At 61.7% G+C, this 23,109-nt stretch carries 21 protein-coding genes and 1 pseudogene; 6 read left to right on the top strand and 16 right to left on the bottom strand.

Going from position 1 to position 23,109, the window contains the following annotated elements:
• Window positions 1-141 precede the first annotated feature (141 nt).
• The 4 genes and pseudogenes from AC3A4M_RS14935 to AC3A4M_RS14920 form a co-directional block, all read left to right on the top strand.
• Entirely contained in the window at window positions 142-1,404 is a 1,263-nt protein-coding gene (locus AC3A4M_RS14935) for an aromatic ring-hydroxylating oxygenase subunit alpha (protein WP_498736496.1), read from the top strand.
• A gap of 77 nt (window positions 1,405-1,481) precedes the next feature.
• Window positions 1,482-2,627 carry an FAD-binding oxidoreductase gene (locus AC3A4M_RS14930; RefSeq protein ID WP_498736494.1) on the top strand — a complete coding sequence of 382 codons (1,146 nt, stop codon included), beginning with the start codon at window positions 1,482-1,484 and terminating at the stop codon, window positions 2,625-2,627.
• Window positions 2,628-2,848: 221 nt separating this feature from the next.
• Window positions 2,849-3,631 (top strand): IclR family transcriptional regulator, encoded by a 783-nt coding sequence (locus AC3A4M_RS14925; RefSeq protein ID WP_498736492.1) that lies wholly within the window; start codon window positions 2,849-2,851, stop codon window positions 3,629-3,631.
• 348 nt (window positions 3,632-3,979) lie between these two features.
• A pseudogene (locus AC3A4M_RS14920) lies at window positions 3,980-4,108 on the top strand (recombinase family protein); the annotation flags it as partial.
• 76 nt (window positions 4,109-4,184) lie between these two features.
• Here AC3A4M_RS14920 and AC3A4M_RS14915 read toward each other — a convergent pair.
• The 11 genes from AC3A4M_RS14915 to AC3A4M_RS14865 form a co-directional block, all read right to left on the bottom strand.
• The gene (locus AC3A4M_RS14915) at window positions 4,185-4,619 is read right to left on the bottom strand and encodes a DUF4913 domain-containing protein (protein ID WP_498736491.1); all 435 of its coding nucleotides are present in this window, start codon (window positions 4,617-4,619) and stop codon (window positions 4,185-4,187) included.
• A gap of 7 nt (window positions 4,620-4,626) precedes the next feature.
• Window positions 4,627-6,399 carry a type IV secretory system conjugative DNA transfer family protein gene (locus AC3A4M_RS14910; protein WP_498736490.1) on the bottom strand — a complete coding sequence of 591 codons (1,773 nt, stop codon included), beginning with the start codon at window positions 6,397-6,399 and terminating at the stop codon, window positions 4,627-4,629.
• Window positions 6,396-7,988 (bottom strand): helicase HerA domain-containing protein, encoded by a 1,593-nt coding sequence (locus AC3A4M_RS14905; protein WP_498736489.1) that lies wholly within the window; start codon window positions 7,986-7,988, stop codon window positions 6,396-6,398. Before AC3A4M_RS14905 ends, AC3A4M_RS14910 begins: the two co-directional genes overlap by 4 nt.
• Window positions 7,988-9,496, bottom strand: a complete 1,509-nt coding sequence (locus tag AC3A4M_RS14900) for an SCO6880 family protein (RefSeq protein WP_498736488.1) — start codon at window positions 9,494-9,496, stop codon at window positions 7,988-7,990. Before AC3A4M_RS14900 ends, AC3A4M_RS14905 begins: the two co-directional genes overlap by 1 nt.
• Window positions 9,483-10,772: a TrbL/VirB6 family protein gene (locus AC3A4M_RS14895; RefSeq protein WP_498736487.1), complete on the bottom strand. Its 1,290-nt coding sequence runs from the start codon at window positions 10,770-10,772 to the stop codon at window positions 9,483-9,485. The genes AC3A4M_RS14900 and AC3A4M_RS14895 overlap by 14 nt, the downstream gene beginning before the upstream one ends.
• A gap of 1 nt (window position 10,773) precedes the next feature.
• Window positions 10,774-11,514 (bottom strand): DUF8175 domain-containg protein, encoded by a 741-nt coding sequence (locus tag AC3A4M_RS14890; RefSeq protein WP_498736486.1) that lies wholly within the window; start codon window positions 11,512-11,514, stop codon window positions 10,774-10,776.
• A 25-nt stretch (window positions 11,515-11,539) separates the two neighbouring features.
• Entirely contained in the window at window positions 11,540-11,812 is a 273-nt protein-coding gene (locus tag AC3A4M_RS14885) for a TrbC/VirB2 family protein (RefSeq protein ID WP_498736485.1), read from the bottom strand.
• A 19-nt stretch (window positions 11,813-11,831) separates the two neighbouring features.
• Window positions 11,832-12,452: a DUF6668 family protein gene (locus AC3A4M_RS14880; protein ID WP_498736484.1), complete on the bottom strand. Its 621-nt coding sequence runs from the start codon at window positions 12,450-12,452 to the stop codon at window positions 11,832-11,834.
• Between the two features lie 115 nt (window positions 12,453-12,567).
• A complete protein-coding gene (locus AC3A4M_RS14875) occupies window positions 12,568-13,983 on the bottom strand; it encodes a MinD/ParA family ATP-binding protein (protein WP_498736483.1) in 1,416 nt (471 codons plus the stop codon).
• Window positions 13,984-14,028: 45 nt separating this feature from the next.
• Window positions 14,029-14,541, bottom strand: coding sequence for a hypothetical protein (locus tag AC3A4M_RS14870; protein ID WP_498736482.1), 513 nt, complete (start codon window positions 14,539-14,541; stop codon window positions 14,029-14,031).
• Window positions 14,538-15,593, bottom strand: a complete 1,056-nt coding sequence (locus AC3A4M_RS14865; RefSeq protein WP_498736731.1) for a CHAP domain-containing protein — start codon at window positions 15,591-15,593, stop codon at window positions 14,538-14,540. The genes AC3A4M_RS14870 and AC3A4M_RS14865 overlap by 4 nt, the downstream gene beginning before the upstream one ends.
• Before the next feature lie 200 nt (window positions 15,594-15,793).
• Between AC3A4M_RS14865 and AC3A4M_RS14860 the strand changes: the two genes are divergently transcribed.
• Window positions 15,794-16,066, top strand: coding sequence for a helix-turn-helix domain-containing protein (locus tag AC3A4M_RS14860; RefSeq protein ID WP_498736481.1), 273 nt, complete (start codon window positions 15,794-15,796; stop codon window positions 16,064-16,066).
• A gap of 159 nt (window positions 16,067-16,225) precedes the next feature.
• On the opposite strand, the gene AC3A4M_RS14855 is transcribed toward AC3A4M_RS14860, so the two are convergent.
• From AC3A4M_RS14855 to AC3A4M_RS14835, 5 genes are all read right to left on the bottom strand, one after another.
• Window positions 16,226-16,657, bottom strand: a complete 432-nt coding sequence (locus AC3A4M_RS14855; protein WP_498736480.1) for a hypothetical protein — start codon at window positions 16,655-16,657, stop codon at window positions 16,226-16,228.
• Complete coding sequence (locus AC3A4M_RS14850; RefSeq protein ID WP_498736479.1) at window positions 16,654-17,184, bottom strand: hypothetical protein; 531 nt, start codon at window positions 17,182-17,184, stop codon at window positions 16,654-16,656. The genes AC3A4M_RS14855 and AC3A4M_RS14850 overlap by 4 nt, the downstream gene beginning before the upstream one ends.
• A gap of 10 nt (window positions 17,185-17,194) precedes the next feature.
• Window positions 17,195-18,190, bottom strand: coding sequence for a hypothetical protein (locus AC3A4M_RS14845; protein WP_498736478.1), 996 nt, complete (start codon window positions 18,188-18,190; stop codon window positions 17,195-17,197).
• On the bottom strand, window positions 18,187-18,720 hold the full coding sequence (locus tag AC3A4M_RS14840; RefSeq protein ID WP_498736477.1) for an ImmA/IrrE family metallo-endopeptidase: 534 nt from the start codon (window positions 18,718-18,720) through the stop codon (window positions 18,187-18,189). The genes AC3A4M_RS14845 and AC3A4M_RS14840 overlap by 4 nt, the downstream gene beginning before the upstream one ends.
• Window positions 18,721-19,108: 388 nt before the next feature.
• Window positions 19,109-19,291, bottom strand: a complete 183-nt coding sequence (locus AC3A4M_RS14835) for a hypothetical protein (protein WP_498736476.1) — start codon at window positions 19,289-19,291, stop codon at window positions 19,109-19,111.
• A 196-nt stretch (window positions 19,292-19,487) separates the two neighbouring features.
• On the opposite strand from AC3A4M_RS14835, the gene AC3A4M_RS14830 reads away from it, so the two are divergent.
• Complete coding sequence (locus tag AC3A4M_RS14830) at window positions 19,488-21,383, top strand: MarR family transcriptional regulator (protein WP_498736475.1); 1,896 nt, start codon at window positions 19,488-19,490, stop codon at window positions 21,381-21,383.
• Window positions 21,384-23,109 lie beyond the last annotated feature (1,726 nt).

Below are 23,109 nucleotides of genomic sequence, written 5' to 3'. Positions count from 1 at the left end.
GAGCTATCCGTTGACAGACAAAGACTGTGATCCGACAATTGTTCCATATGTAAAAACTGTTGCGTCAGACGGGACAATTTGTCTCCCTCTCTTATTTTTGGTTGTCTTCCCTACTCTTAATGGAGCATCAACTTGAAGCATGTGAGCACCACCACCTTGGGGGCCGCCTCCGACCTCCGGACACTTGTGGCACGACATGATATGGGGTTCAGTCTGGAAGGGGCTTTTTATTCCAGCCAGCCCGTATTCGACTTAGACATCGACGCAATTTTCCTAAAGCACTGGCTTTTCTGTGCCGCCGAAACGGAAATTCCCGAGCCGGGGGATTTCGTGACGATCAACATAGGATCCATTTCTGTGATCATCCTTCGTGACGACGATGAGGGCGTTCGGGCCTTCCATAACGTCTGCCGTCATCGAGGGTCGCGCCTCTTAAAAGATCCGTGCGGGGCAGTCGGCAACTTGGTTTGTCCCTATCACCAGTGGACCTACCGCACAGATGGAAGCCTGGCGTTCGCCGAATCCCAGCCAGCAACATTTGATCGCGAGCAATTTGGTCTGAAACCAGTCAAGGTCCGCACAGTTGGCGGACTAATCTTCATCTGCTGCGCAGACGACGCCCCGGCTGACTTCGAAGAAGTGGCCGGAGCCATTGACCCCTTCCTGACTCCCTTTGACCTCAAAAACACCAAGGTCGCCCATCAGATGGACCTGGTGGAGGAAGGTAACTGGAAGCTCGTCGTGGAGAACAACCGCGAGTGTTATCACTGCGACGCGGCACACCCGGAACTCCTCACAGCTTACTTCCCGGTGTACCGCTACTCTGTCGACGACATTACACCGCGCCTCCGCCCGATGTTTGAGCGCTATCAGAAGGCCTTCGCGGATCTGGAGCGAGCTTGCGCCCTCCACCAGTTTCCGCGCGACGAGCGCCGGGAGCTGGACAGCCGGGTTACCGGCTTCCAGATTACTCATTTGCCGCTGGATGGCGACGGCTCGTCTTTCGGCCCTAACGGGGCTGCCGTCTGCAAAAAGACTCTCGGCTCGATTACGGACGCACGCTTCGGAGACCTCTCCCTCCACATGCAGCCCAACTCATGGTTCCACTTCCTCAGTGACCATGCCGTCGTCTTTCGGGTCTGGCCGGTTTCGCCGGATAAGTCCATCGTTCGCACTACCTGGCTGGTGCACCCCGATGCGGTCGAGGGTGTGGATTACGACGTTGAGAGCCTCACCGCCGTGTGGCGGGCGACGAATGCTGAAGACCGGGAACTGGTTGAGGGGACACAGCAGGGCGTTTCCGGTCCAGGGTACGTGCCAGGTCCCTACTCCAAAGTCGAGGACGACGTCGACGCCTTCGTGAACTGGTACGTGGGTCGACTACGTGACCACTTGGCCGTGTAAGCCAGTTATCAGAGGCCAAAACGCTAAGTCAACGTCCGCCCGCAGACGGAGCACATGAATCAAGAGGAGAACAAGGAATGTCAGTTTTCACACTCGAAGCGGAACAACCGCTGCTTCCCGCTGCCGCGCCTGATTGTTGGGACGATGATGACAGAGAAGTCCTCATATGCCGTCAAGTACTGGACATTACCCATGATGTGAAGAGCTTTCACTTCGCCTCCGCAGCAGGAAGGCGTTTCCGATTTGACCCAGGACAGTTCATCACGCTTGATCTGGAGATCGATGGGGCCCTCGTTAGTCGTTGCTACACTATCTCCTCTGCTCCGACCAGGCCGTACCTTCTAGCCATTACCGCCAAGCGAGTCCCCGGCGGACGGGTTTCAAACTGGTTGCACGACACAATTGTTCCTGGGACCCGGGTCACCGTCCGGGCTCCATTGGGTGGTTTCACGTTGCCACGACGGCCAGCATCCAAGTACTTGTTTCTATCTGCCGGTAGTGGCGTCACCCCAATGATGTCCATGACTCGCACGCTTTATGATCTCGGTTCCGATGCAGACATTCTCTTTGTCCATAGCGCGCGTACTCCCAGAGACATCATCTTCCGCCGCGAGCTTGAAGCCATTTCCTCTGTGATGCCGAACGTCAGAATCGTCAACATATGCAAGAGGGATTTTCCGTCAGATGGATGGACGGGCTTACGTGGCCGTCTGACGGCCGCAGCGCTTGAGGCGGCCGCCCCGGACTTGGCGGAAAGGGTCGTGTTCAGCTGTGGGCCAGCACCCTATATGCGCGCCGTTCGACAGATGCTTGAACAAGCCGGCTACGACATGCGTAACTACAACGAAGAAAGCTTTTCATTTGACAGTCACCCCAGGGAGGATCGAACGTGGACGCGCGTGGCAGAGCACAGCCTAGCGCCGGACAACGCCCAACGGAGTGATGCCTCTCAAGGTGGAACCCCGTTCACAGTCGAGTTCGTTCGCAGCGGAAAAACGGTGGCCTGCGGCGCCACTGAAAACGTTCTTGATGCCGCCTTAGCGGCAGGACTACGGCTTCCATCCTCCTGCAGCCAGGGCATGTGCGGGACCTGCAAGAGCACCGTCCTGAGTGGCGACGTGAAAATGCAACACAACGGTGGAATCCGCCCAAGGGAAATCGCTCAGAGTAGAATTCTGATCTGCTGCTCCACTCCGCTTACGGATCTACGTATCGATGCTTGAGGGCGAGGAGTCCGGAAACTTCCCCGTGGCCCCAGACACACCCGCTCTAGCGGGCGTGCCCCTTAGCCCGGACATGGGCCTACACGGCATTTATGCAAATCGCTGATGGACCTCCGTCGGATGCCCATCCTCTTGACCACGTATCCCGAACAACCTGGGCGCGATGCCTGGTGCTGGCCCCGGCCGCGGGGCTAGAGGCGGCTGTGATGTAGCGTTTTGGTGTGGAGAACATTCCCAGCAAGGCAGGCAACTCGGTTCATTCGGTTGACCGAGCGATTTCAATCCTTCAGGTTCTGGCACGTCGCGGCCCCGTGGCTGTCACCGACCTTGCTACGGAACTCAACATTCATAAGTCCACCGCGTTCCGGTTGCTGGCCACTCTTGAGGCACGCGGTCTGGTGGAGCAGACCTCCCACCGGGGCAGGTATCAGCTCGGGTTCGGAGTGGTCCGGCTCGCGGAAAGGGCAACCGGAAAGCACGACCTGTCAGTGGTAAGCCGTCCAATTTGTCAAGAATTGGCTGCCGCCGTGGGCGAGACCGTGAATCTGGTGATAAATAATGGTTTCGCGGTCATTAGCATTGACCAGGTGATGGGCGCGTCGTCCCTGACTGCAGTCAATTGGGTGGGACGCAAGTATCCTATGCATGCCAGCGCGTCCGGCAAGGTCTTTCTGGCTCACATGCCCGAGGACAGGGCGCGGGCCGTCCTTGCGGAGCCCTTAGAGCGCTACACCAACCACACGGTCACGGACATCGGCGAGCTCTTCAATCAGCTCGCGGAAATCCGTCAAGCCGGGTGGGGTTTCACCTCTGAGGAGGACGAAATCGGGCTTGCTGCAATCGCCGCGCCCATCCGGGGACTTGAGGGTGATGTTATTGCCACCGTGGCCATATCAGGTCCCACATTTCGCATAAACGAAACCACTTTCCCCGAGCTTGCCGAGCAGGTGCTTTTGGCCGCGGCACGGATCTCTGTACGCAATGGGTATCCCAAACCGGAGTGAGGCACGGTGGCCGAAGCAGCGGGAAACGGATCAGTTGCGCCATGCCTCCGCCGGCAAAGCCATGGTCGGCGCGCGACGAATCACGGTGTAGTTTTTCGTTTTGCTAACGAAGATTAAATTGTCCAGGTGTAGCCTTCTGCCGTGCATCGAGGGCCGCACGACACGACCAGGACTTGTCCTCCCGGACGGAACAAGCAACTAGAGACACAGGCGTTGGGCGAACGAGCGGGCGAGCCGGGAGCTCGTCCAGGTACGGTACATCCCAAGCTGACGACGAAGGTCCGGGTCTTGACTTCCTTGTAGGACGGGGCTAGAACTCAACCTCACAAGCGAAGGGTTGGAGCAACAGTGGCCGGACAGCGGATCGGGTACGTGCGCGTAAGCACGTTGGACCAGAACGAGAAGCGCCAGCTCGAAGGCCAGGTTCTGGACCGGGTCTTCACGGACAAAGCGTCCGGCAGGGACATTGCCATCCCTATGGCTCCCAAATGTCCAGCCGTGGGGATAACACGAATTGACCCCAACTGTGGACAGCTTAGAGTTACCGTCACCTTTACTGGACTCGCACGTCGGGGAACCAGCCGTTTGGGGCCTTTTTGGGTTCCAGGTGTTCGGGGTCGCGGTGCTTTTGCATGTCGCATTTGTAGAACGGCCCGCGTGGGTCGAGGAGCACGCTCATGTGGTGGTCTGCGTGGTCTTTGAACCAGACGCTCATGCCGGTGGCTCCGTCGAGTCTGAGGTGTTCCCAGGCCCGCCACAGGGCCTCTATACGGGACACGGCTTCGGGGTGGAAATACCACTCGATGCACCACTTTGCGGCACGTCCGTCGACATCGCGGACGTAGGTGGGCAGGAGTTGCTCGTGCAGGAACTCTTCGGCTGAGCCGTAGACGAGCTCCGGTTGCGTATGGTGTTCCCCGGCGGCAGCGGTCGGCTCTACCATGCCTCCGCTGGGGGCTTCAGCGAAACGTCCGATGTCGATCGTCATGGGTCTCCTACCCGGTCACCCAGGGATTGGTAGCAGGGGCGGCAGCTACCGGCACTGCTTCTTCTTCCGGGCGCGGGCTGAACTTCTTGATGGACGCTTCTACCGCTTCCTTGTGCGGCCCTGTGTACCAGGGCATGGTTCGGACAAGCGTGGCGGGCGCGCCGGAGGCGAGGACGACGGCGCGGCCACGGTCCAGCTCCGCAAGGTTGGAGACGTCGAAGATGCGTTCCTTGCCTTCCTGGCGTGAGCGGCTGGACCCGGACCTGCCCGAGGAGATTGAGACGTTGGTGTAGCTGTAGTCCCCGATGAGGTCCGAGAGGGCGCGGAGGAAGCCTTCTTCTGCTACACCCCCGCCGTAGACCTTGACGTTCGCGGCGGACCAGATTTTGCGCATGTTTGCCTCGCCCCAGAGTTCGACGCCCTGGGACCAGGACTGCAGGATGCCCATGACGACCAGGCCTTTGGAACCGTAGTGGCTGAATTGGTCCGGCAGGCCGGCCCAGCGGACGACGTTGGCCAACTCATCGAGGGCGAACAGTGCGGGTTTGGGCAGGCGGCCGCCGCTGCGCTCGGCGCGTTCCTCCATCGCTTCAGCAATGGCCACCGTCAATGCGGTGGTGAGTGGGGCGGCTGAACCGGCGCCTTCCTTGGAGAGGATGTAGATCGTCTCCTGTGAAGCAGCGGCGAAGGCATGCGGGTTAAACTGACGGCGCTTATCAGAGGCCACGGTTGCGCCGCCCGCGGGGGCGACCCAGCGCAGTGTGTTCCGGCTTTTGAGGCACTGGATCATTTTCTCGGCGGTGCCGAAGATCCCGTCGCGCTGCTTATCGGCCAGCTTCAGGGTGGATTCCAGGCCTTTGTACTGCAGCTCGTAGTCATGCTCCCTGAGGATTTCGATGGGTTCCTGGCTGACCTGTTCGGTCACCCATAGGTACACCTGCGTGATCGGCAAGTTCCCGAGGGCGGCGGCGAGGAAATAGGAGGAGAGAACGTCTTCGGCTTTCGGATCGAAGTAGGCATCGGGCTTGGACCCCGGCACCCGGGAGCCGGCCGAGAAGTGTTGGGTGAGTTTGTAGGCCTTTTCCTCGTCGGTGACGTAGGAGAGCGGGTTCCACCACCAGTGCGGTTCTTCCTGGGCAATCTTCTGCGGATCAAACACCCACACCGGTGCGACCTTGTCGCGGACGCCGCGGGTACCGTCCACGACGTCACGCTTGTTCGAAGTCGACACCACAGCCCCTGGCGTGTCCAAGATCGCCGGCATCACCCGTGAGGTGGACTTACCCGTCCGTGGGCCCCAGATATCGAGGCTGAGGTCCTCCCAGGACTGAATGAACTTCCGGCCGGTGGAGACCACCGTGCCCACGGTGATTCCGGGAGTGTCCTTCACACCGAGCCGCTCGGCGGTGGCCATCGCTCCCTTTTCGGAGAACGCGGCCAGCGACTTCCCACGGCCCAAATAGCGGGCGGCCTTATCCACCCGGGCGCGCTTCGACGCGCCATGCCGCCAGGCCACCAGCACGATAACGGCCAGCACGAGGACCACGCCGGCCATGAGGCACGCGGCGAGAGTGAACTGGGTTGGCCAGGGCACCCGGCCCTTGACCAGACCGGCGATCAGGTCAATGGGATGGGCAGGCGGAGCCTCGATACCGGCGATCCGGGAGCCCAGATGGGCGGCCGCGTAGGTGCCGCCGCCAAAGACGACAATGAAACCAATGGCCAGCCAGACCAGCAGGGCATCCCCGACACCCATGCCTTTACGCTTCGGAGCACTCATCGTGTCCCTCCTTCGCCGGGCAGCTCAGGTGCCACCGGTTCCCTGGGTGTTTCCGCGGGTTTGTGCCATCTGGTGTCGGTGTCGTTCAGGCCGTCGTTCTTCTCAAGGGTGGTCAGCGCGATCTTTACGGGGATGCCGGGGCGGCCGCCGACCTTGATGAGGAACTTCCCCCGGCCCGGGGGGTCGACGTCGAGGCCGCGTGAGTCCCAGGCTGGCGGGTCCTGCCAGGAGATGAGCTTCTGCTGCTCCTGCCGGGAGAGCGGAATGGCGGAGGTCAGCAGCGGCATTTCCGAGGCCGGCAGACCGCCGCAGATCACCATGCCGGAGCGTTCCACGAAGCCGCGGGCCTTTATCCGGTCCTCTTCTGCCGGCAGCGCCAGCAGGTCGGACATGGTGTGGGAGATCATGATCTGCCCGACGCCGACGGACCGGTTCAGCCGGGTCAGGGCGTCCACCCGGTCGACCATGCCCTTGCCGGAGCGCAGCGCCCGCCACAGCTCGTCCAGCACCACGAAGTAGTTCCGGCGCGGCTCCAGGTGCGCGTCCGCGAGGGCGTTGGCGACGTTCACGGTGCCGAATCCGTAGGACCAGCACGCGAGCAGCACTGCGGCCTGCAGGTCCGTTTCTGTTTCGTCGATGCTGGAGACGTCGAAGACCACGGCCCGGTCCCGTCTCATGGGGTTGGTGGTCTGCCGGGAGAAGATTTCTCCCAGCTTCCCTCCCCCGGTCAGGCCCAGCAGGGTCGCTTCCAACGCCCGGGTCTCCTGCAGGTAGACCTTCATGTCGCCGCGGTCCAGTGCGACCTGGCGCAGCTCATCCGGGGCGGAGACAATCACGTCCAGGAGGTCCTGCAGCACCGGGATGCCCTCGAACCGCTCGTCGAGGACCCGCAGCGCCCGGTCCAGGATGGTTTGTTCCTGATCGCTGGGCGGGTTGTTCCGGCTGATCGTGATCAGCGAGACGACCATGTTCAGCCGGCGGCCGTGCGCGTCGGCCCGGACCCGGGTGGCGGCGTCGTGGTGGCCGTGGTCCTCGAGAAGCCCGGCGGCCTCGACGGCCTGGCCGGGATCGAGGATGTTCAGGTACCCGACACCGCGGCCGAGCTTGATGACCTGCCCGCCGAGGGCCTGGACGGCTTTGACGTGCTCGCCCTTCAAATCCCCAAGAACCAGCGGGTGGATGCCCTGGGCGGCAAGGCCCAGGAACATGCGCCGGACCAGCGTGGACTTGCCGAGCCCGGGTTTGCCGAGGATGAAGGCGGAAGGGTTGGAAATCAGGCGGGCGCGCTGGAACCAGCTGATCGGGTCGCAGCAGACCGTGGCCTGGGTTTCTTCATGGCGGCCCAGCGGGACGCCGGTCATGGGTGAGGACGCGCCGGAGGAAAACGGCCACAGCCCGCAGACCTGGACCGTCGTCCCCCTGTACTCACGCACCGAGGGGACGAGCTGTGCCATGCCTCCGCCGCGGCCGGACCAGCCGCGGGCGCCCGGCCCGGGCCCGCGGGGCGGCCTAGGTGTCTTCTGCGGCGCCGCCTTGGCCGGTCCGGTGGTCTTCCCGGCGGGGCGGGCGAAGAGCTTCAGGCAGTTCATTACAGGGCATCCTTGATTTCGGAGGGCAGCATGCTGTGTTTGGGCAGGACCAGGCCCAGGGGCAGGGAGGCGGCGAAGGCGGTGTCCTGGGCGCCGTAGGCGCGGCGCAGCAGCACCCGGGCGGTACCGGACGTCTGCTCAATGGCGGCCACGGCATCCGAGAGCCGTTCGGCGTCGGTCACGGTGGCGGTGACGACCATCCCGAAGTTCACCAGCCCGGCGCCCCGGGCTTCTTCCTGGGCGGTCTGCACGGCGGAGCGGGCATCGACCAGGGCCCGGGCACTGGGCCGGTTCCCGGAGGTGATGCGGACGTTCGCGTTGTTCTGGTCGCGCTCCACTATGGCAGCGGCCCGGGCGGAATCCATCGGCCGGTACAGCAGCGAGATCCGTTTACGGTCAATGTCCCCGTGCGGGGCCAGCAGCCGGGACAGGACCGAGGAGTTCACCGACCCGCGCGGAGCCCCGGTCATGGTCCAGGAGGCCGAGAACCCGCTGTCATGCCGGTAGGTCTCCCAGTTCGCCTGGGTCGCGGTGGGCCCGGCCTCGCCCCAGGCCAAGGATACCGGGGTACCGGCGGCGTGGGCCTGGTCAATGATCAGCGCGGCGGGGGGATCGTAGGCGATCCGGACGATCTCGCAGAGTTCCTGTGCCGGCATCGGGCGGGCGATGCCGGCTCCGGTGGACTGCAGGCGGGCCGACAGTCCCGGGATCCGCGAGGCGAGGTCACGGGCAACGTCTTCCGGTTCGCGTTTCTTCGAACCGGCCCGCAGGGAGGCGTTGAAGGTCAGGGAGACCCAGGCGCGGACGGTGGCCGATCCTTCCGGGTAGGTGTGCACGACTTCGCGCAGAATCGCTTTCGCGAATTCCGGTGCGTTCGGGTCGATGTTCATGTTCACTTCGTTGCGCAGCCGGTAGCCGGAGTCCGGGGCGGTTTCCACCGTTACCGCTGCGGCGTCCAGCCCGGCCTCATCGGCCAGGCCGGCGAGCCAGCCGCCCCAGTTGGCCACCCAGGCGTCGACCTGTTCAGGGTCAACCAGCGAGGCCCCGTCGGGTTCGGTGGAGAAGACCACGGTGAAGTGGCCGGTAGCGGGCACGTGCAGCAGGGCGAAGGGGCGGTTGTAGGAGTCGGTGAACTCGTAGAGCCTCGACTGCGCGGCCAGACCGGGCAGCTGATACATGCCCCATTCGGTCATCCCGAGGGGGCCGGAGCGGTAGAGGTTCGTTCCGGCCGATCGTGCGAGGTGGAAGCTCATCCGGGTGGCGAAGCGGTCGACCATGGATTGCCCGTGTTTGTCCTTGACTGTCAGCAGCAGGACCAGTAGTCCGGCTGCTGTCAGGACGCCCAGACCGGCGAAGAGTCCCCAGATGGCGAAGGTGATGATGCCCAGCAGCAGTCCGGCCATGACGATGCCGGTGCCGATGGCGCCGAGGGATCCCAGTCCGGCGGAGCGCGGGACCCGCCAGTTTCCATAGGACGGTTCCTTGTATTCGGTGTTAATTGCTGCCACTGGGTCCCTCCCCGGTTGAGTCCTGCGCGGTTTTTTGTGCGGCCTCGCCGGCTTTCGTTGCCAGCTTGATCCCGGTACTTGCTGCCGGTCCTGCTGCTGCGCCAGCTGCCCCGGACGAACCTCCTCCGGCTGCGGATGCGGCCGTCGGCGCTGCCCCGCCCTTCGACCCGTTCTGCCCCGCACCGCCGGGGGGCGGCTTGGCGTTCGTTGCGGTGCCGCCGCTCTGCCCGGTCTTGCTGGCTCCGGTGTTGACCTTGCCCGCGGTGCCGGCTCCGGGGTCTTGGCTTGGCGGAGTTGGTGATGCGCTGCCGCGTCCGCTGCCGCTGCGTCCCAGGTTGATTGCTCCCGTGGCCAGGGCACCCACCGCAGCTCCCGCGGCCGCGCCTGAACCTGCACCTGACCCGGCAGCAACAGCGCTGACCAGAGGAGTGACGAAGCGCATCAGAGCCGGGAGGGCCAGGACGGCGAGGATCATGAGGGAGATCCCGGTAATGGAGCCGAGCAGGGCGTCCTCCCCGGTATTGGATTCCATGAGCACGAAGGCGGCCCCGTAGACCATTGAAGCGGCGGGTTTGTAGAGGATGAACGCAAGGGTCCAGCCCACGGCCTTCTGGAACCATTGCCGGCCCATCTCCAGGTTGGTGAAGGCAGCCGTTGTGGGGAGAATGCCGGCAAGGATGACGAGCATCCCGCTGCGGACAATCATGAGCACAATCTGGACCAAGGAAGTCAGCAGGCTGATCAGACCAAGAACAATCAGCAGGAATATGGCGTCGCCGTCCTGGATGACTGCGATCTCGTTGATCGCTGTGGCGAATCCTTCGCCGTCCGTTGCCGTATTGATGATTGTCGTGGAAAAGACATCCGCGGCTTCCACGAGGATGGCGATGACGGCAAGGCCCATGCCGGAGACCAGGGTGAGCGTGAGCAAGGACCGGAGCAGGTCCTTCAGTGGTGCGCCGCGTTGTTCCCAGACCATGCGGGTGCCGCCGATGATCACCGACAGCACAGCCAGGGACAAGGTCCAGAGGACTAAGCCGTTCTCCAGGAAGGCAACAGTGACGCTTGGGGACACACCGTCGGGGGTCGTTAGGTTCGGTGTGGGCATATCGACCCAAAATGTGGCCAGCGTGGTCACGATTTTGCTCAAGGCCTCAATGATGGCCTGGCCCAGGTATTCGATGCCGTTGTTCCCGACGTCGGTGATGGCGTCTTCTGCTGCGGATTTACCGGAGCAGATGAGGTCATACCAGTTGCACTGTTCGTCGTCCGCCATGTCAGACTCCGGCCCAGGGAATGTAGGAACTCAAATCCGGGATCTGCCGGAAGGGGTTCCCACCGGCAGCAGGAGGCTCCAGCTTCCAGTCGCCCTTTTCCCAGACCAATGACGCCGAGAGTGATCCGAGCGCACCGGTTTCGGTCTTTACCGCGAGGTCGACTACCGCTGTCCGGGGCGAGTAGCTGCGGATGATGAAGCCTTGGATCTGCATTTTCGGTGCGCTTCCACCTCCAATTTCCTTCCCTGCTTTTATTGCCTGGAGGGCAGCGTCGCTGGCCGGGCTGTCAGCGGTGAGGTCCTGGTAGACCAGTGTTGCGTCACCGTAGAACGATGTTGCCCAGATATTGGCTGCGGAATAGAGTGCGCCGGCCGGCGAGTGGGCGAAGCAGGACTTGAGCCCGTTTGAATCCGTTGTTCCCGGTCCAACACTGGAAGGGTCGGACGGGACAGCCATTCCGTCTTGGAGAACCCATGTCGTTTGCGGGGCCACACCCAAAGCGGTGCTGTCGCTTTGGGGAAGGCCGCAGACGCTTTCCTCAAGACCGGAGGCCGGGGCGGAACTGCTGGGTGCATCCGGTGCCGCAGGGTTGCCCGGTGGCTGGGCTTCAGTACTTCCCCTCGGCACGGAGAAGATCACGATCCCGGCGGCAACTATCGCCAGGATCAGGGCGGCCGAGATGATGAACCCGGGGCGGGTAAAGGGATTTTGTTCGGTGTTCTCTTGCCTGGATCCGCTCATGATGATCCTCCTTCCGGTAACTGCTTTAGACGAATGCGCGGACGATGCCTGAAGCGCCGGTGATGATGATGCAGCCGGCGAGGACCCAGCCGAGCTTGCCGATGGATTCTCCGCCTTCGCCCCGGCGCAGCTGGATGACCATGCCGATGCCGACGATGATCACGCCCAGGACACCGAGGACGAGGCCGATACCGGACGCCCAGTTCAGGACGGTCAAAAGGCCCTCAGCTTGCGGAGGAACTACGGGTGTCGGGTCGGGGATGAAGCTGAGGGGAAGGAGAAGAGCGCTGTTCTGCATGGTGGGACCTTTCGTGAGACTAAAGCTGTTGCGGGGTGGTTGGTGGCTGGTTGGTCAGGGTTATGAGATCTGTGGCGAAGCGCTGGTACTCGCGGCCCGGCATGTCTGCCGTCATGTCCCCGTGCCGCCAGGCTTCAACCCAGGGCAAGATCCAGAGGCGTGGCGCTCCTCCACCCACGAGAAGGGCGAACTCATTCAGGGCCTTGGGCAGTTTCCCGGGCGCATCGGCAAGAACAGCCAGGCCCAGCAGATCAACGGCGGGAGACGCGCCGGAAGCCCACTGGATGAGGGCGCTTTGCGCGGCTTTCAGACCCCGCGTATCCGAACGGCAGACCAGGAGTACGGCCGGTTTCCGTTGAGCGTCGTCGAGTACGGGCCAGCAGTGACCGGTGGCGCGTGCGCCGTCGAGGAGGTCGGCGATGGTGCGTTCTCCGGCTCCGCCGTGAGCGCCGGTGATCCACAGCGTCGCAGGACCGGTCATGGTGCGGCGGGCCAGGCGGTCCGCTGCGTCGGGTTCGACCATGCCCCGCAGCGGTGCACTGATGACTGCCGCCGGCGGCGTGTACGTTTCCGGTGCTTGCTCTGACGCGTTCTCGGGCCCGGCTGCACTGGTGACCCAGGGGTTCAGGGACTGTTGCATGTTTCCTCCTTCCGTTCCGAAGATCGGTGCTGAGTGTGTCTAGAAGCCATGGCCCGTGGACGGGCGACGACGATTTATCGGTGGGCTGCGGCGTTTCGGTATGTGTCGGTCACGGTCAGAGGCCGCGGGCGACCGCGGCTGCCGCCCGGAGCCATGCCCTGCGCGTGGCGGGGCGGAGGGCGCCGAATCGGATCTGGCCGGACTTCAAGGCCGGATCGAAGGGCACAACGACGACATCGCGGACGTAGGGACGGAACTTGGCCGCTGTTTCCTGCGAGAGGCGGGCTTCGCCTTTCTGCCGCTCGGAGACGATCACGACGGCGTTGGTCGCGAGTGAGGCGGAGCGTTCGCTTTTCAGGTCCAGGCCCTGCAGCGTCAGGAGGGCGGCCTCGACGCGGTCTTCTTCGTTGGTGGTGGGAACGACCAGCTGGTCCGCGTGGTCGATCATGCGGTTCCACTCTGCGCTTCGGTGGTTGTTGCCTGAATCCATCAGGATGAGCCGGTAGTACTTGGAGACAACCCGGTGCAGGATGTCTACTTCTTCGGCGGTGACTTCGTGGGTGCCGTCCACATCCGCATCGGAGCGCAGCACGTCGTACTTATCGGTGCTCTGGTGGTGAACGAAGGCGTTGATATCCGCGGACCGGGCCGTGGGCGAAAGCAGGGCGTCAGCGGCAGCGATGACGTCCAGGGCGCTGCGGGTGTGGTCGCCCTGTTCTGTCCGCCAGCCAAGCGTTCCCGTGGTCGGGTTGTTGTCCCACGCCACGACGCTGCCGCCGTTGCGGCCGAACACGGCCGCCAGATCGGCGACGGTCGGTGTCTTGTTCGATCCGCCTTTCTGATTGACCACGGCAATGGTGCGGGTACCGGCGAAGTGCTTGGAGGCCAGCCGGATATCCTCGCGTTCCCCCAGTTCATCCGCTGACGGTGCCAGCGAGAAACCCAGGTTGTTCAGCATTCCCCTGATGCCCCGGGTGGCCGGTTCAACGGTGCCCGGCGCGGCAAGGAAGCTACCTGCGTCCCGGAGAGAGCGGCGCGTGGCCGGTTCCGGCGAAGACACAGGGCCGGAAGACGCGGGGCTGGAAGACGCGGGGCCGGGCGGCCAGGGCCGGGCGTCCTCCTTCGCGGGAGCGGCGGAAGCCGCGTCCGGCTGTGCGGGTACTGTCTCCGGTCCGGGGGCCGGGACCGTGCCGACCACGGCCGGCGCCGCCTCCTGGGGTGTGGTTTCCGGAGCTTGTGTCCGGCGGCGGGCGGGGCGGGTTTCGTATGAGACTGATTCGATGTTCTTATCCGGGTGCACGATCAGTTCACCGTGCCCTTCGGGGTCCTGGATCCGGACCCTGACGGGGCGCTGCAGGGTCCGGGCCTCTCCCACCACGAGGTCCAGGGCGTTGTTGCGAAGGTCCTGCAGCGATTCCCCGGCTGGAACGATGCGGGAGTTTCCGGCGACGACTACTTCGGCGGTTCCGTTGTCGCGGACGATGGCACTGATGTTGGGAAAGGCCAGGACCTCGGTCGGTGTGATACCCATGAACTCTTTTTCCTTTACGTGTGTGGGGCGGGGCAGGTGCGGCGTTTAGGACGTTGGTGGGGTGAGCCGGTTGACCTTCCACGGGGCTTGGCTGCCGGTGCGGAGCAGCTGCAGCGTGTAGGTGCCTGCGTTGGTGGGAACGGCGGCGGTGACGCCGTAGCCGTTGGTTTCATCGACGCTCAGCGTGGCCGGGCCGGTGACGCGGTTGGCCGGGATGTTGGCCGGGTCAACTGCTGAGTAGTGTGCGGTGACCTGCGGGGTCAGCCAGCGGGCAAGATCATTGGCCCACTGCTGTTCCTCCACTTGAGGGCGGGCGAAGTCGGCCATGGCCTTCCCGGCGGTTTCGATGGCCTTGTCCTTGCTGGCCTGGTCCCAGGTGATGCCGGTGGTGGCCGGGGCTGTGCCGCCGGGTGCCTGCGGGCCGCCGCCCGCGCTGAGCGAGACAGGCGCGGACGGTGTGGCCGTGGTTGGTCCTGCCGGTGCCGGCGTGGGGTTCGCTGCCGGAGCGCAGGCAGTGCAGAGCAGGGCAGCCGCGATGAGGGCCAGAGGGTTTTTCACTGGTTCTCCTCGTGAACGGGCAGGTACAGGAAAGCCGAGGGGACAGTGCTGCTGACCGTCCGGGTGTAGTAGTTGTGGTCATCCGGGGGCGGGTTGCCGTTATAGCCCTCCTCGACGAAGGTTCCGTCGTCGTTGACTTCCTTGACCACGGCGACGTGGCCGAAGGTCGGGTCCGCTCCCCCGGCACCGGGCGCGTACCAAATGACCGCGCCGACGCGGGGCGTGGCGCCGGTGGGCCAGCCCTTGGCGTCCCAGCCGGCCTTCCACGTCAGCGCGGAACCCAGCCGCTGCCCGTCGGGGCGGAACGTGCCGTTGAGGTACTTGAACGGTGCGCTGGTCGAACCCATTTGCTGGTTCACCCGCCACAACGCGAAGTCCACACACTCGCGGTAGTACATGTTCAGCGGGGACGTGCTGGCTTTGTTGGCTCCGACCTGCAGCCAGGTCGGAGCGTCCTTCCACGGGTAGTCATCCCCGTCACCGGATTGCCCCGGAACGGCGCAGCCGCTGCTTTCCAGCGGGACCTTCGCGTCCGAGAGTGCCTGAACGAGGGTGACGGCCTCGGGCCAGTACTTTTCGTAGTGGTACGGGTCGGCGTTGCGCTGCACCTTGTTGCCGGCGATGGTCGGCTCCAGCAGTTCCCAGCCGTCAATGGCCTGCAGGGCCCTGATGAAGTTCGTGGCGCTGGTGGCCGGGTCCATGCGGTCTGCGTAGGAGCCCCACGCGCCGTTGTCGCGCTGCTGGAACAACCCACGGGAGTCAGGTCCGGGGCCGTCGCCGTAGTCCAGGACACGCAGCCCCGACTCGCCCAACGCGACCATCACACTGACCATTTGGCCTTTGACCGGCAGGTTCAACGTTTTACCAGCGTTGATGATGGCCGTAGCATTCTTCACCTGCTCCTGGGTGTAGCCATCAACCTGGGTATCGCCGCCACTGGCGGCCGAAACCGGGGCACAACCCGCAGCTGCCGGCCTTGACCCTCCCAGCAGCACCAATGAGAAGACCAGGCCCAGGAACACCGCCGGCACCAAGACAACGGCGCCGATCATGAGACCTTTCGGCTTCACGTCTGGTCCCCCTTTTCCGGGTTCGGGCGGGCTCCAAGATTTGGCAGCAACACTTTAAAAATGATGGTAGCATCACTTAAAAGATGTTGTAAATTCATCGGGCTGCGAAGGTAGGCGAGAATTATGGAGTGCCCCGCATCTACAAGCCGATCCCAGGACTGCCCCCAGAGGTTGGAAACGCCTTGACCGTTTTCAACGCCAACACCCTGAGGGCTGCCATCATCCGGGACCTTGCCCGGCACCCCGACGGTGACACCACCGGAAACATCGCCAAGCGGATCGGCGTGGATTACCGACAGGTCTACGTCCACATCAAGACCCTGGAAGCCGAAGCCCTTGTCTACGCCGAGGGGGAAGCCGGCGACCGCAGCGGGCAGCGCATCCAATACTCCATAGACCTTGCCAGGCTGCGCGAGCAGGGTGACGTGTATATGAGATATCTCTTGGGGGAATGAACGGCCCTGGCAGGCGGAGTCTCTGAATGCTGGGGATGTGAAGTTGTTGTGTCGCATCGGCCCTGAGCGTATCACGCATGTGTCACACATGTGTGACTTCAGGCCGTGAGAGCAATAACGCTCAACTTGGTGATTTGAGTCGAGGGGGCGAGAGGGTGCTTAGGATTCCTCGTCCAGAATTTTAGTAATCGCCTTGAGCGCTTCCGGATCAACCGGGCCGAGAGCTCTGGCAGCGAAGTTTCGCACCTCTGCGCGCCTCATACTGCGAATCAGCTCCAGCTCCGCTTCAACACGTTCGGGCAGCTTGCCGCCGTCCTGAAGGAGGTACTCAGGGTCGACGTCGAATACCGAGGCTATGGCCCGTAGTGCCTCGTCAGGAACCACTTGCTCTTTCCCCGCCTTCAACAAGGACCATCTGGTCCGCGACAGGTAGTAGCCGGCCTTTTGGGCTCCTTCACGGATGGCCGGGTAGTCGAAGGGCTTACCGGTGTCGGACATAATCACGTCCAGCAGGAGGTTGATCTTCCGTGCGAGCGTTTCGGCTCGGCGGATCCCAGCCGCCCGCTCCGGCGGCAGATCAAAATCGCTCAAGTGATCCAGCTCCAATTTGTAGCTCCGACGAAACAGCCGAAGGTGACTGTTCCGATAAGGGCGCCGACTAAAGCTTCGCCCCACGTATGTTGCCGAAGGGCAGTCCGACTCGCCATCATCATCGGCGATAGTACCAACAGCCATACAAACGCCGGGTCGAAGACCTCGGTCCCCCAGAGAACAGCGAAAGTTATAACCGATACGTGCGCCGAGGCGTTCATCCACCGTCGTGCCAAAGCCAACCCCGCGTTGCCGCTAACCAGTCCTACGACTGTCGCTGGAACGGGAGCAGGAACGTTCAGCAATGTACAAGCAAATGCCCCAACAACAGTCAGTATAGTGACCACCTTTGTTCGCCAAGTTGCTGGCAAACGTAACTTCCCCGCGATCAGGGCAAATTTTTTGTAGGCGAATCCAGGAATGACGATGATGCCGACCGCAAGGATAATCACGCCTAAGAGTCCAAGCCCAGCCTTTATTCCGGCCAGGACAATAACCACCAGCAGCACAACCGCCGGTGTGAACATCTTTGAAAAGCTAGCTGCCAGTCGGGATCTGGGCGCCAATAGGACCTGAGCGTGCAATTTTTGCCTCAATGTTCTCTACTAACTCGACTTCATCAGCTGACAGAAGCTGCGGATTTTGAACTCTAATATCGTCAACGAAAATCACCCATCGGTATAACTGGTTCCTAGATGCCCGCTGCCCCAGGCTGAGTGCCGCGCCTTCCCGGGCACGTTGGCCTGCGTCAGTTTCAAGGAGTCTGCTCACAATTGGCTCAAGCCCCTTGTGAGCGCTACGAATTCGTCGGCGCTCGCTCCCCTGCTGACGAATCCGATGGAATGCAGGAAGCGCGAAGCCCATAGCGAAGCCGATCAAGGTGAGTGCGACCAGCAGCCGATAGCCAACGTAAACGGTATCCGAGACACTGCTTTCCGAACCGATTGATTCCTGTGCCACCAGCAGTAGTTTGACCGCGACGGCTAGAACCCCGATGAGGCACGAGACAGCGGTGATGTCGAACCCGACACGGAAAGACGCCGTTTCACCGGTTCGGTTGCGGCGCAGGCATTCGATTCCCGTGTACCCGGTGATGAGTCCAATCCATGCGAAGAACAGCCCCTGGTACCAACCGATGGCCGGGATGCCCGCGAAGATGTCCGTGAAGTTTGTGGCCGATCCGGGCGTTTCCGTCGTGAGCAGCAGAGCTGCCTGGACAACAGACAATGCTACTCCCGCCAAAACCAGCAGCCGCCAGCGAGCGTCTGACGCACCCGTAGCAGCGACAATCAATCGGCTTAGTTCGGTCATGCCCAGCCCCAAGACGATGTGGACGATCAGATTCAATATGTTCCGATTGCCTAGCAATGAATCAACAGTCAAGTAGACCGGATCTATATTCAGCGTGGTGCCGATCGATACAGGAAGCATCGCCGTGAGGATTCCTGGCTTCCATCCGAACCTCAACCCAATGATCCGTGTTAGCACCACAGACCAAAGGATGAGAGCAGGCAATATCTGTAGCAATTTCATCCAAAGACCTTTTCGAAGTCGCTGGTCGGCGCAGCCCACTTTTCCAACACAATCCGAGAAAGCAAGTAGGCAACTTCCTCCGCCGCCTTTTCCACCTCATTCCAGTGTGGAGAACGCGCAAGCATTCGCTTGATGCCCTTTTTCTGCCCTACGTGATTGAAAACTGACGGCATGGATCCAGCCAATCCGTCGCAACTTTGGTGCTGTAGCAGGATGTGGCCAAACTCGTGGCAAATTACATGCAGTCGGTGCAGTTCCGAGTGATTCTGCGGAACGAGGATGTGGGATTTGAACTCCGTTTCGAGCCAGAGTCCTGATACGCCGGGAAGCGTTGAATCTGGCACGAGTCGTACGGTAATCGGTTTGCCATGTGCCGCTTCCACCGTTTCCAGGAGGCTGTCAAAAGATACCTGACTTGTCAGCTGGAGCTCATCGACAACGGACTGCGGCGTTCGGTGCGGGAGGCCTGCACTGCCGGCACCGTCCCAACTAATTCGCATTACTTCTTCACCACACCAAGTTTCACACATGATTCACGCATGTGTGGATAGACTACTTATGGGACGGCAACTCGTCCGTGACAACCCTGACAGGACCCGCTCACGTTTACCAATCCGTCGAAGGTGCTTGGCACTAGGAAGGTTACATGGCAGGAATTAGCAAAATGCGACCCGGCCGGCTCAGCAGGTCGGTGCTGCAGTCCCCGCGTTGGCAACAGTTGTCCAGCCTAAACCTCATCTCTAGGCTTTCAAGCCTGAGGGGACGAACCTACGACGCAAGTGCGTGGCTCGCCGTTAGCCGCCGCGGTAACCGGAGGGCTCTGACATGAAAGTTTTGGTCAAGGGAGTGTCTGGCGACACGCCGGGGAGCTTCCCGGCGATTGGTTACTGTAACCGATTGAATACGTTTATGGCTATCTCAGGAAATCGTCGCGGCGGCCGCCGGAGCAAAGGCGAACGCCACCTCGTTGGTGCCCGCATGCCAGTCCAAGACGCCAACAAGCTGCGTACCGTAGCCGAGGCAGAAGGCAGCACGGTGAGCGACTACGTTGCCCGAATAATGCACGAACACCTGATGACCATAGATGTTAACTCGTTGCACGGTCAGGAGGCTTTGCCTATTAGCCGTGCCAGTTAAATAAAGAAGGCCCGCCTAAGCGGGCCTTCATATGAAGTTGTTCAGCTCTACACCGTGTCTCCGCCAAGATGTGCGGTGAAGAGCTTCATACAGATACAGGGTATTTTCATGCCCTCCTCCATATGGAGTTGGTTCCATCATACACACACACCTTTTTTCGGTGGGTGATGTTTCCGAAACCGCCATAACCGGCGTGTCGAAAACGCACCCCTCCCCCAATTCGCTGCTGGTCCGTGAACAGGCACAGGCCGAGTGGAGAGCTCTTGCTTCCCTGCTGGCCTCACAACCGCGGGTCCGACTGTCCCGAGACGGCGGTAAGACTTATAAAGACAGCGGGGAACGCGATCTCACTGACGCGCTTCCCTCGCTGCCGGCTGCCGTGCGGACGTGCGGAAACGACGGTCTAGTCCGGACTATTTGCCTTGACCTCGACATCAGCCGCGGGGGCCAGGAGAAAGTAGAAAGTGACTATGGCGCCCTCCGTCGCTGGTTCTCTCGCAATGACGTGCGGTGGATCGAAGACAAGTCGCCCAGCGGCGGGCGTCACCTGTACCTGCCGCTGAATTTCGGTGTCGCGTTCACCGACGCCAAGGAATTCGTTCAGGCGGCCGCCAAACGGTTCTCCAGCATCGACCCCGGCCCGCATGAGAACGCGAAAACCGGTGCCATTCGAGTCCCTGGCAGTGTTTGGAAGAAGGGCGGCTACCAACGGCTCACGATGAGCCTGAACACCGCCTACGACATTGCCAGGAGAAGCCGGAACAGTTGGCCCGGATGGATAAGCCTGCGCCAAGGCCTCGCTGATGAACTGGCATCCGTCAGACAACGACACGCGGAACCAATTGAACTGCTTGAGCCCACCGAGTACCTTCCTAGAGCTGCCGGTCGCCGCCCATTACCAGTTGTCAAAGAACATATCGCCCGGAGCGGAAACTACGACACCAGCCGCTTCAATTCCCCGTCTGAAGCACGCCAAAGTGTGCTTGCCTCGGCAGTGGCGGCCGGCTGGGAGCTTGCAGACGTCAACCGCCTTATGCATCAAAACGTTTGGCCCGGCATGGTCTCCTTTTACTCCCGCTACTCCCCCACTCACCGAGGCAAAGCACTGCGCCGGGATTGGCAAAAAGCCGTCAGCTACATCGAGAAATTCCAGAAAAAACAACGCACCCCGCTGGCGGGAAATAACAATGGCCATAAAAGCTACACAAGCCCGCCTAATACACACCCCCCGGTAGTAACCTTGCTCCACTCCCCCGGTTCCCCGGCTGAATACCAGTACCTGAAGACCTGGCAGAACGCCCTCTTCATATATGAGGAATCCCTTCGAGGAACACGTTCCGGACTCGGGGAACGCATGCTCCTGCGGGCGATGGGCGAAGCCGCTAACAAGAGCGGGAGCCGGCTCATAGAGTTCGGTGTCCGGTCTCTTGCCCTGGCAACTGGAACCCACGAAACAACGGTCGCCCGCCTGCTACGCCAGCTAGCAGCCTCAACACCAGCGATGATCCGTTTAGCGGGTGAAGGTAGAGGTGTCCGCGGAGACCTCTATGAACTTGTCATCCCAGATGAATACCGCCAACGCGCGGAAACCAAAGCGTGGCGACCAGGAAAAATCCGTGCCCTGCGCCCCGTTTTTAGAGAACTCGGGGTGGTGGCAGCATTAGTCCACGAAACGATCGAACGATCTGTCCGGCCGCTCACCAGCGCCGAGCTATCCCGAACCAGCGGCCTCTCCCCCACCGCGGTAAACCAGGCACTGGAAACCATGGCGGCATGGAACATGATCAACAGAAACGAGGGGCGCTGGCGAATCAACGCTAAAACCAGCCTCAGAAGCCTTGCCGAATACTTCGGCGTACTCGATGACATGAGGGCACAATTACGCCGATACAGGATTGAACGAGCCATCTGGCAGCAATGGCTTGCCAAGAGAGCCCTCTCCCGCGAACCGGTACTGGCCGAAGCCGATGAAGATTACCCATACTGGCAATACGGCGGGCCGCCTGGTGATGAACAATCTGTTGTGGATGTTCTCTCGTGGGGGGCTGCTTCGTGAGGTGGTGCAGCTGGAGCGCAGAGCGGGAGTGAGAAGTTTGTAACTCTGCAACTCTGCAACTCTGTTACTTTGTGAGTTGTGTGCAGGTAGGGAAGCAGACGGCGATATTGCGTTCTGGGCAGGCGCAGCGGCCCCTCTTCAATGGTGGTTGATAGCCGGACGTGAAGTCGGAAGACTCTAACTCGCGGACTCTTGCCCTGGGCTAGATGCGTGCGATTGTGCCTCTGCTACACGTCATTACTGGGTCCGTTTAGCGGGTGAAGGTAGAGGTGTCCGCGGAGACCTCTATGAACTTGTCATCTCAGATGAATACCGCCAACGCGCGGAAACCAAAGCGTGGCGACCAGGAAAAATCCGTGCCCTGCGCCCCTTTTTAGAGAACTCGGGGTGGTGGCAGCATTAGTCCACGAAACGATCGAACGATCTGTCCGGCCGCTCACCAGCGCCGAGCTATCCCGAACCAGCGGCCTCTCCCCCACCGCGGTAAACCAGGCACTGGAAACCATGGCGGCATGGAACATGATCAACAGAAACGAGGGGCGCTGGCGAACCGAGACCGATGAAGAGTACATACCGGTGATACGGCTGCTACTGGATGATGAACGATCGGGGTTGTCTGCGGCCAACAGAAACTGCCCATAGATGGCCAATAGGATTCTTGCCGTTTGTGTTCTCATGGCCTTTTGAGCTGCCCACTGACGGCCAGTCGAAACGCCGTCGCTCGAGGGCGCCGGGAGGATCTGGTTTCTTGCCGCTCTCGCCAGGATTCTGAGGCGAACGCCGTGCCTGCTTGCCGGTTCACGCGGGTCCTGCATCGTGGCCCGACCTCGACTGGCGGGCTGGAAACAAGGGCAAGAATCCAAAAACGGGCGGACGGGGCCTCGCCTCGTCTCGGGCAATTAGCGCTCTTGACCCCTTTGGACACGATGAGTTGCGGACCTTCCTTGGGTAGCTATCGGTCGCACCGGATCTGGGGATTCATCAAGTGTGGAGTGGCCACTGACGGCCAGCTCCTGATGGCCATCTAGGGGCAACTTGCTGATCGCCGGTGGGCAGTTTCTCCTGGCCGCTAACACGGGGGTGCTGCTTCGTGAGGTGGTGCAGCTTGAACGCAGAACGGGGCGTGAGAAGTTTTTAACTCTTTTACTTCGTGAGTCACGTGCAGCCAAGGAAGCAGACGGCATATCGCGTTTGGGCTGGTCTCAGCGGCACCTCTTCAACTGTAATTAATAGCCGGACGCGTAAATTGGAATTCTGTAACTCACGGACTCTGTCTTCCGGGCCAGATGCGTCGATTGTGCCCTGGCTACTGCGTCTCGTAGGTATACCCGACGTTGCAGACTCAGCAACTTTTGTACGTCCGTTGGTTCGCTGTCTCGTTCATTCTGACCCCTGCGGATATGGCGTCTGTAACTGACGGAGTTTGTGTGGATGGCTGAGGCGCGTCCTCCTGTGGGGGTGCCTGTAAGTTCCGGACTTCGTGACTCTTGAAGTCTGTTGGTCTGGAAGTCTGGTTGGCAGGCTAGTGCCGTTCGGGAGTTCGTGACTCTGTAACTTCGGAAGTGGTGATCAGTCCAGGATTGTGGGCAGGCGGGGTTTTGACGCCTCCTGGCCCGTGCTGCGTATGCGGTGGCGGTTCGTCTGGACGTGAGTTTGGAAGTCTGTAACTGACGGAGTTTGTCTGTATGGCTGGGTTTCGGTGTGGATGGCTGAGGCGCGTCCTCCT

It is taken from the genome of Arthrobacter sp. Soil_C_60 (assembly GCF_057656375.1).
The sequence above is the reverse complement of the archived record's forward strand: the minus strand, read 5'-3'. Positions and strand labels throughout refer to the sequence as shown.

Excerpts from the sequence above, each read along its gene's own strand:
- AC3A4M_RS14930 (WP_498736494.1), top strand. The coding sequence starts at position 1,482 with ATGTCAGTTTTCACACTCGAAGCGGAACAACCGCTGCTTCCCGCTGCC.
- AC3A4M_RS14915 (WP_498736491.1), bottom strand. The coding sequence starts at position 4,619 with ATGACGATCGACATCGGACGTTTCGCTGAAGCCCCCAGCGGAGGCATG.
- AC3A4M_RS14910 (WP_498736490.1), bottom strand. The coding sequence starts at position 6,399 with ATGAGTGCTCCGAAGCGTAAAGGCATGGGTGTCGGGGATGCCCTGCTG.
- AC3A4M_RS14905 (WP_498736489.1), bottom strand. The coding sequence starts at position 7,988 with ATGAACTGCCTGAAGCTCTTCGCCCGCCCCGCCGGGAAGACCACCGGA.
- AC3A4M_RS14895 (WP_498736487.1), bottom strand. The coding sequence starts at position 10,772 with ATGGCGGACGACGAACAGTGCAACTGGTATGACCTCATCTGCTCCGGT.
- AC3A4M_RS14890 (WP_498736486.1), bottom strand. The coding sequence starts at position 11,514 with ATGAGCGGATCCAGGCAAGAGAACACCGAACAAAATCCCTTTACCCGC.
- AC3A4M_RS14885 (WP_498736485.1), bottom strand. The coding sequence starts at position 11,812 with ATGCAGAACAGCGCTCTTCTCCTTCCCCTCAGCTTCATCCCCGACCCG.
- AC3A4M_RS14880 (WP_498736484.1), bottom strand. The coding sequence starts at position 12,452 with ATGCAACAGTCCCTGAACCCCTGGGTCACCAGTGCAGCCGGGCCCGAG.
- AC3A4M_RS14875 (WP_498736483.1), bottom strand. The coding sequence starts at position 13,983 with ATGGGTATCACACCGACCGAGGTCCTGGCCTTTCCCAACATCAGTGCC.
- AC3A4M_RS14865 (WP_498736731.1), bottom strand. The coding sequence starts at position 15,593 with ATGATCGGCGCCGTTGTCTTGGTGCCGGCGGTGTTCCTGGGCCTGGTC.
- AC3A4M_RS14850 (WP_498736479.1), bottom strand. The coding sequence starts at position 17,184 with ATGTTCACACCGGCGGTTGTGCTGCTGGTGGTTATTGTCCTGGCCGGA.
- AC3A4M_RS14845 (WP_498736478.1), bottom strand. The coding sequence starts at position 18,190 with ATGAAATTGCTACAGATATTGCCTGCTCTCATCCTTTGGTCTGTGGTG.
- AC3A4M_RS14840 (WP_498736477.1), bottom strand. The coding sequence starts at position 18,720 with ATGTGTGAAACTTGGTGTGGTGAAGAAGTAATGCGAATTAGTTGGGAC.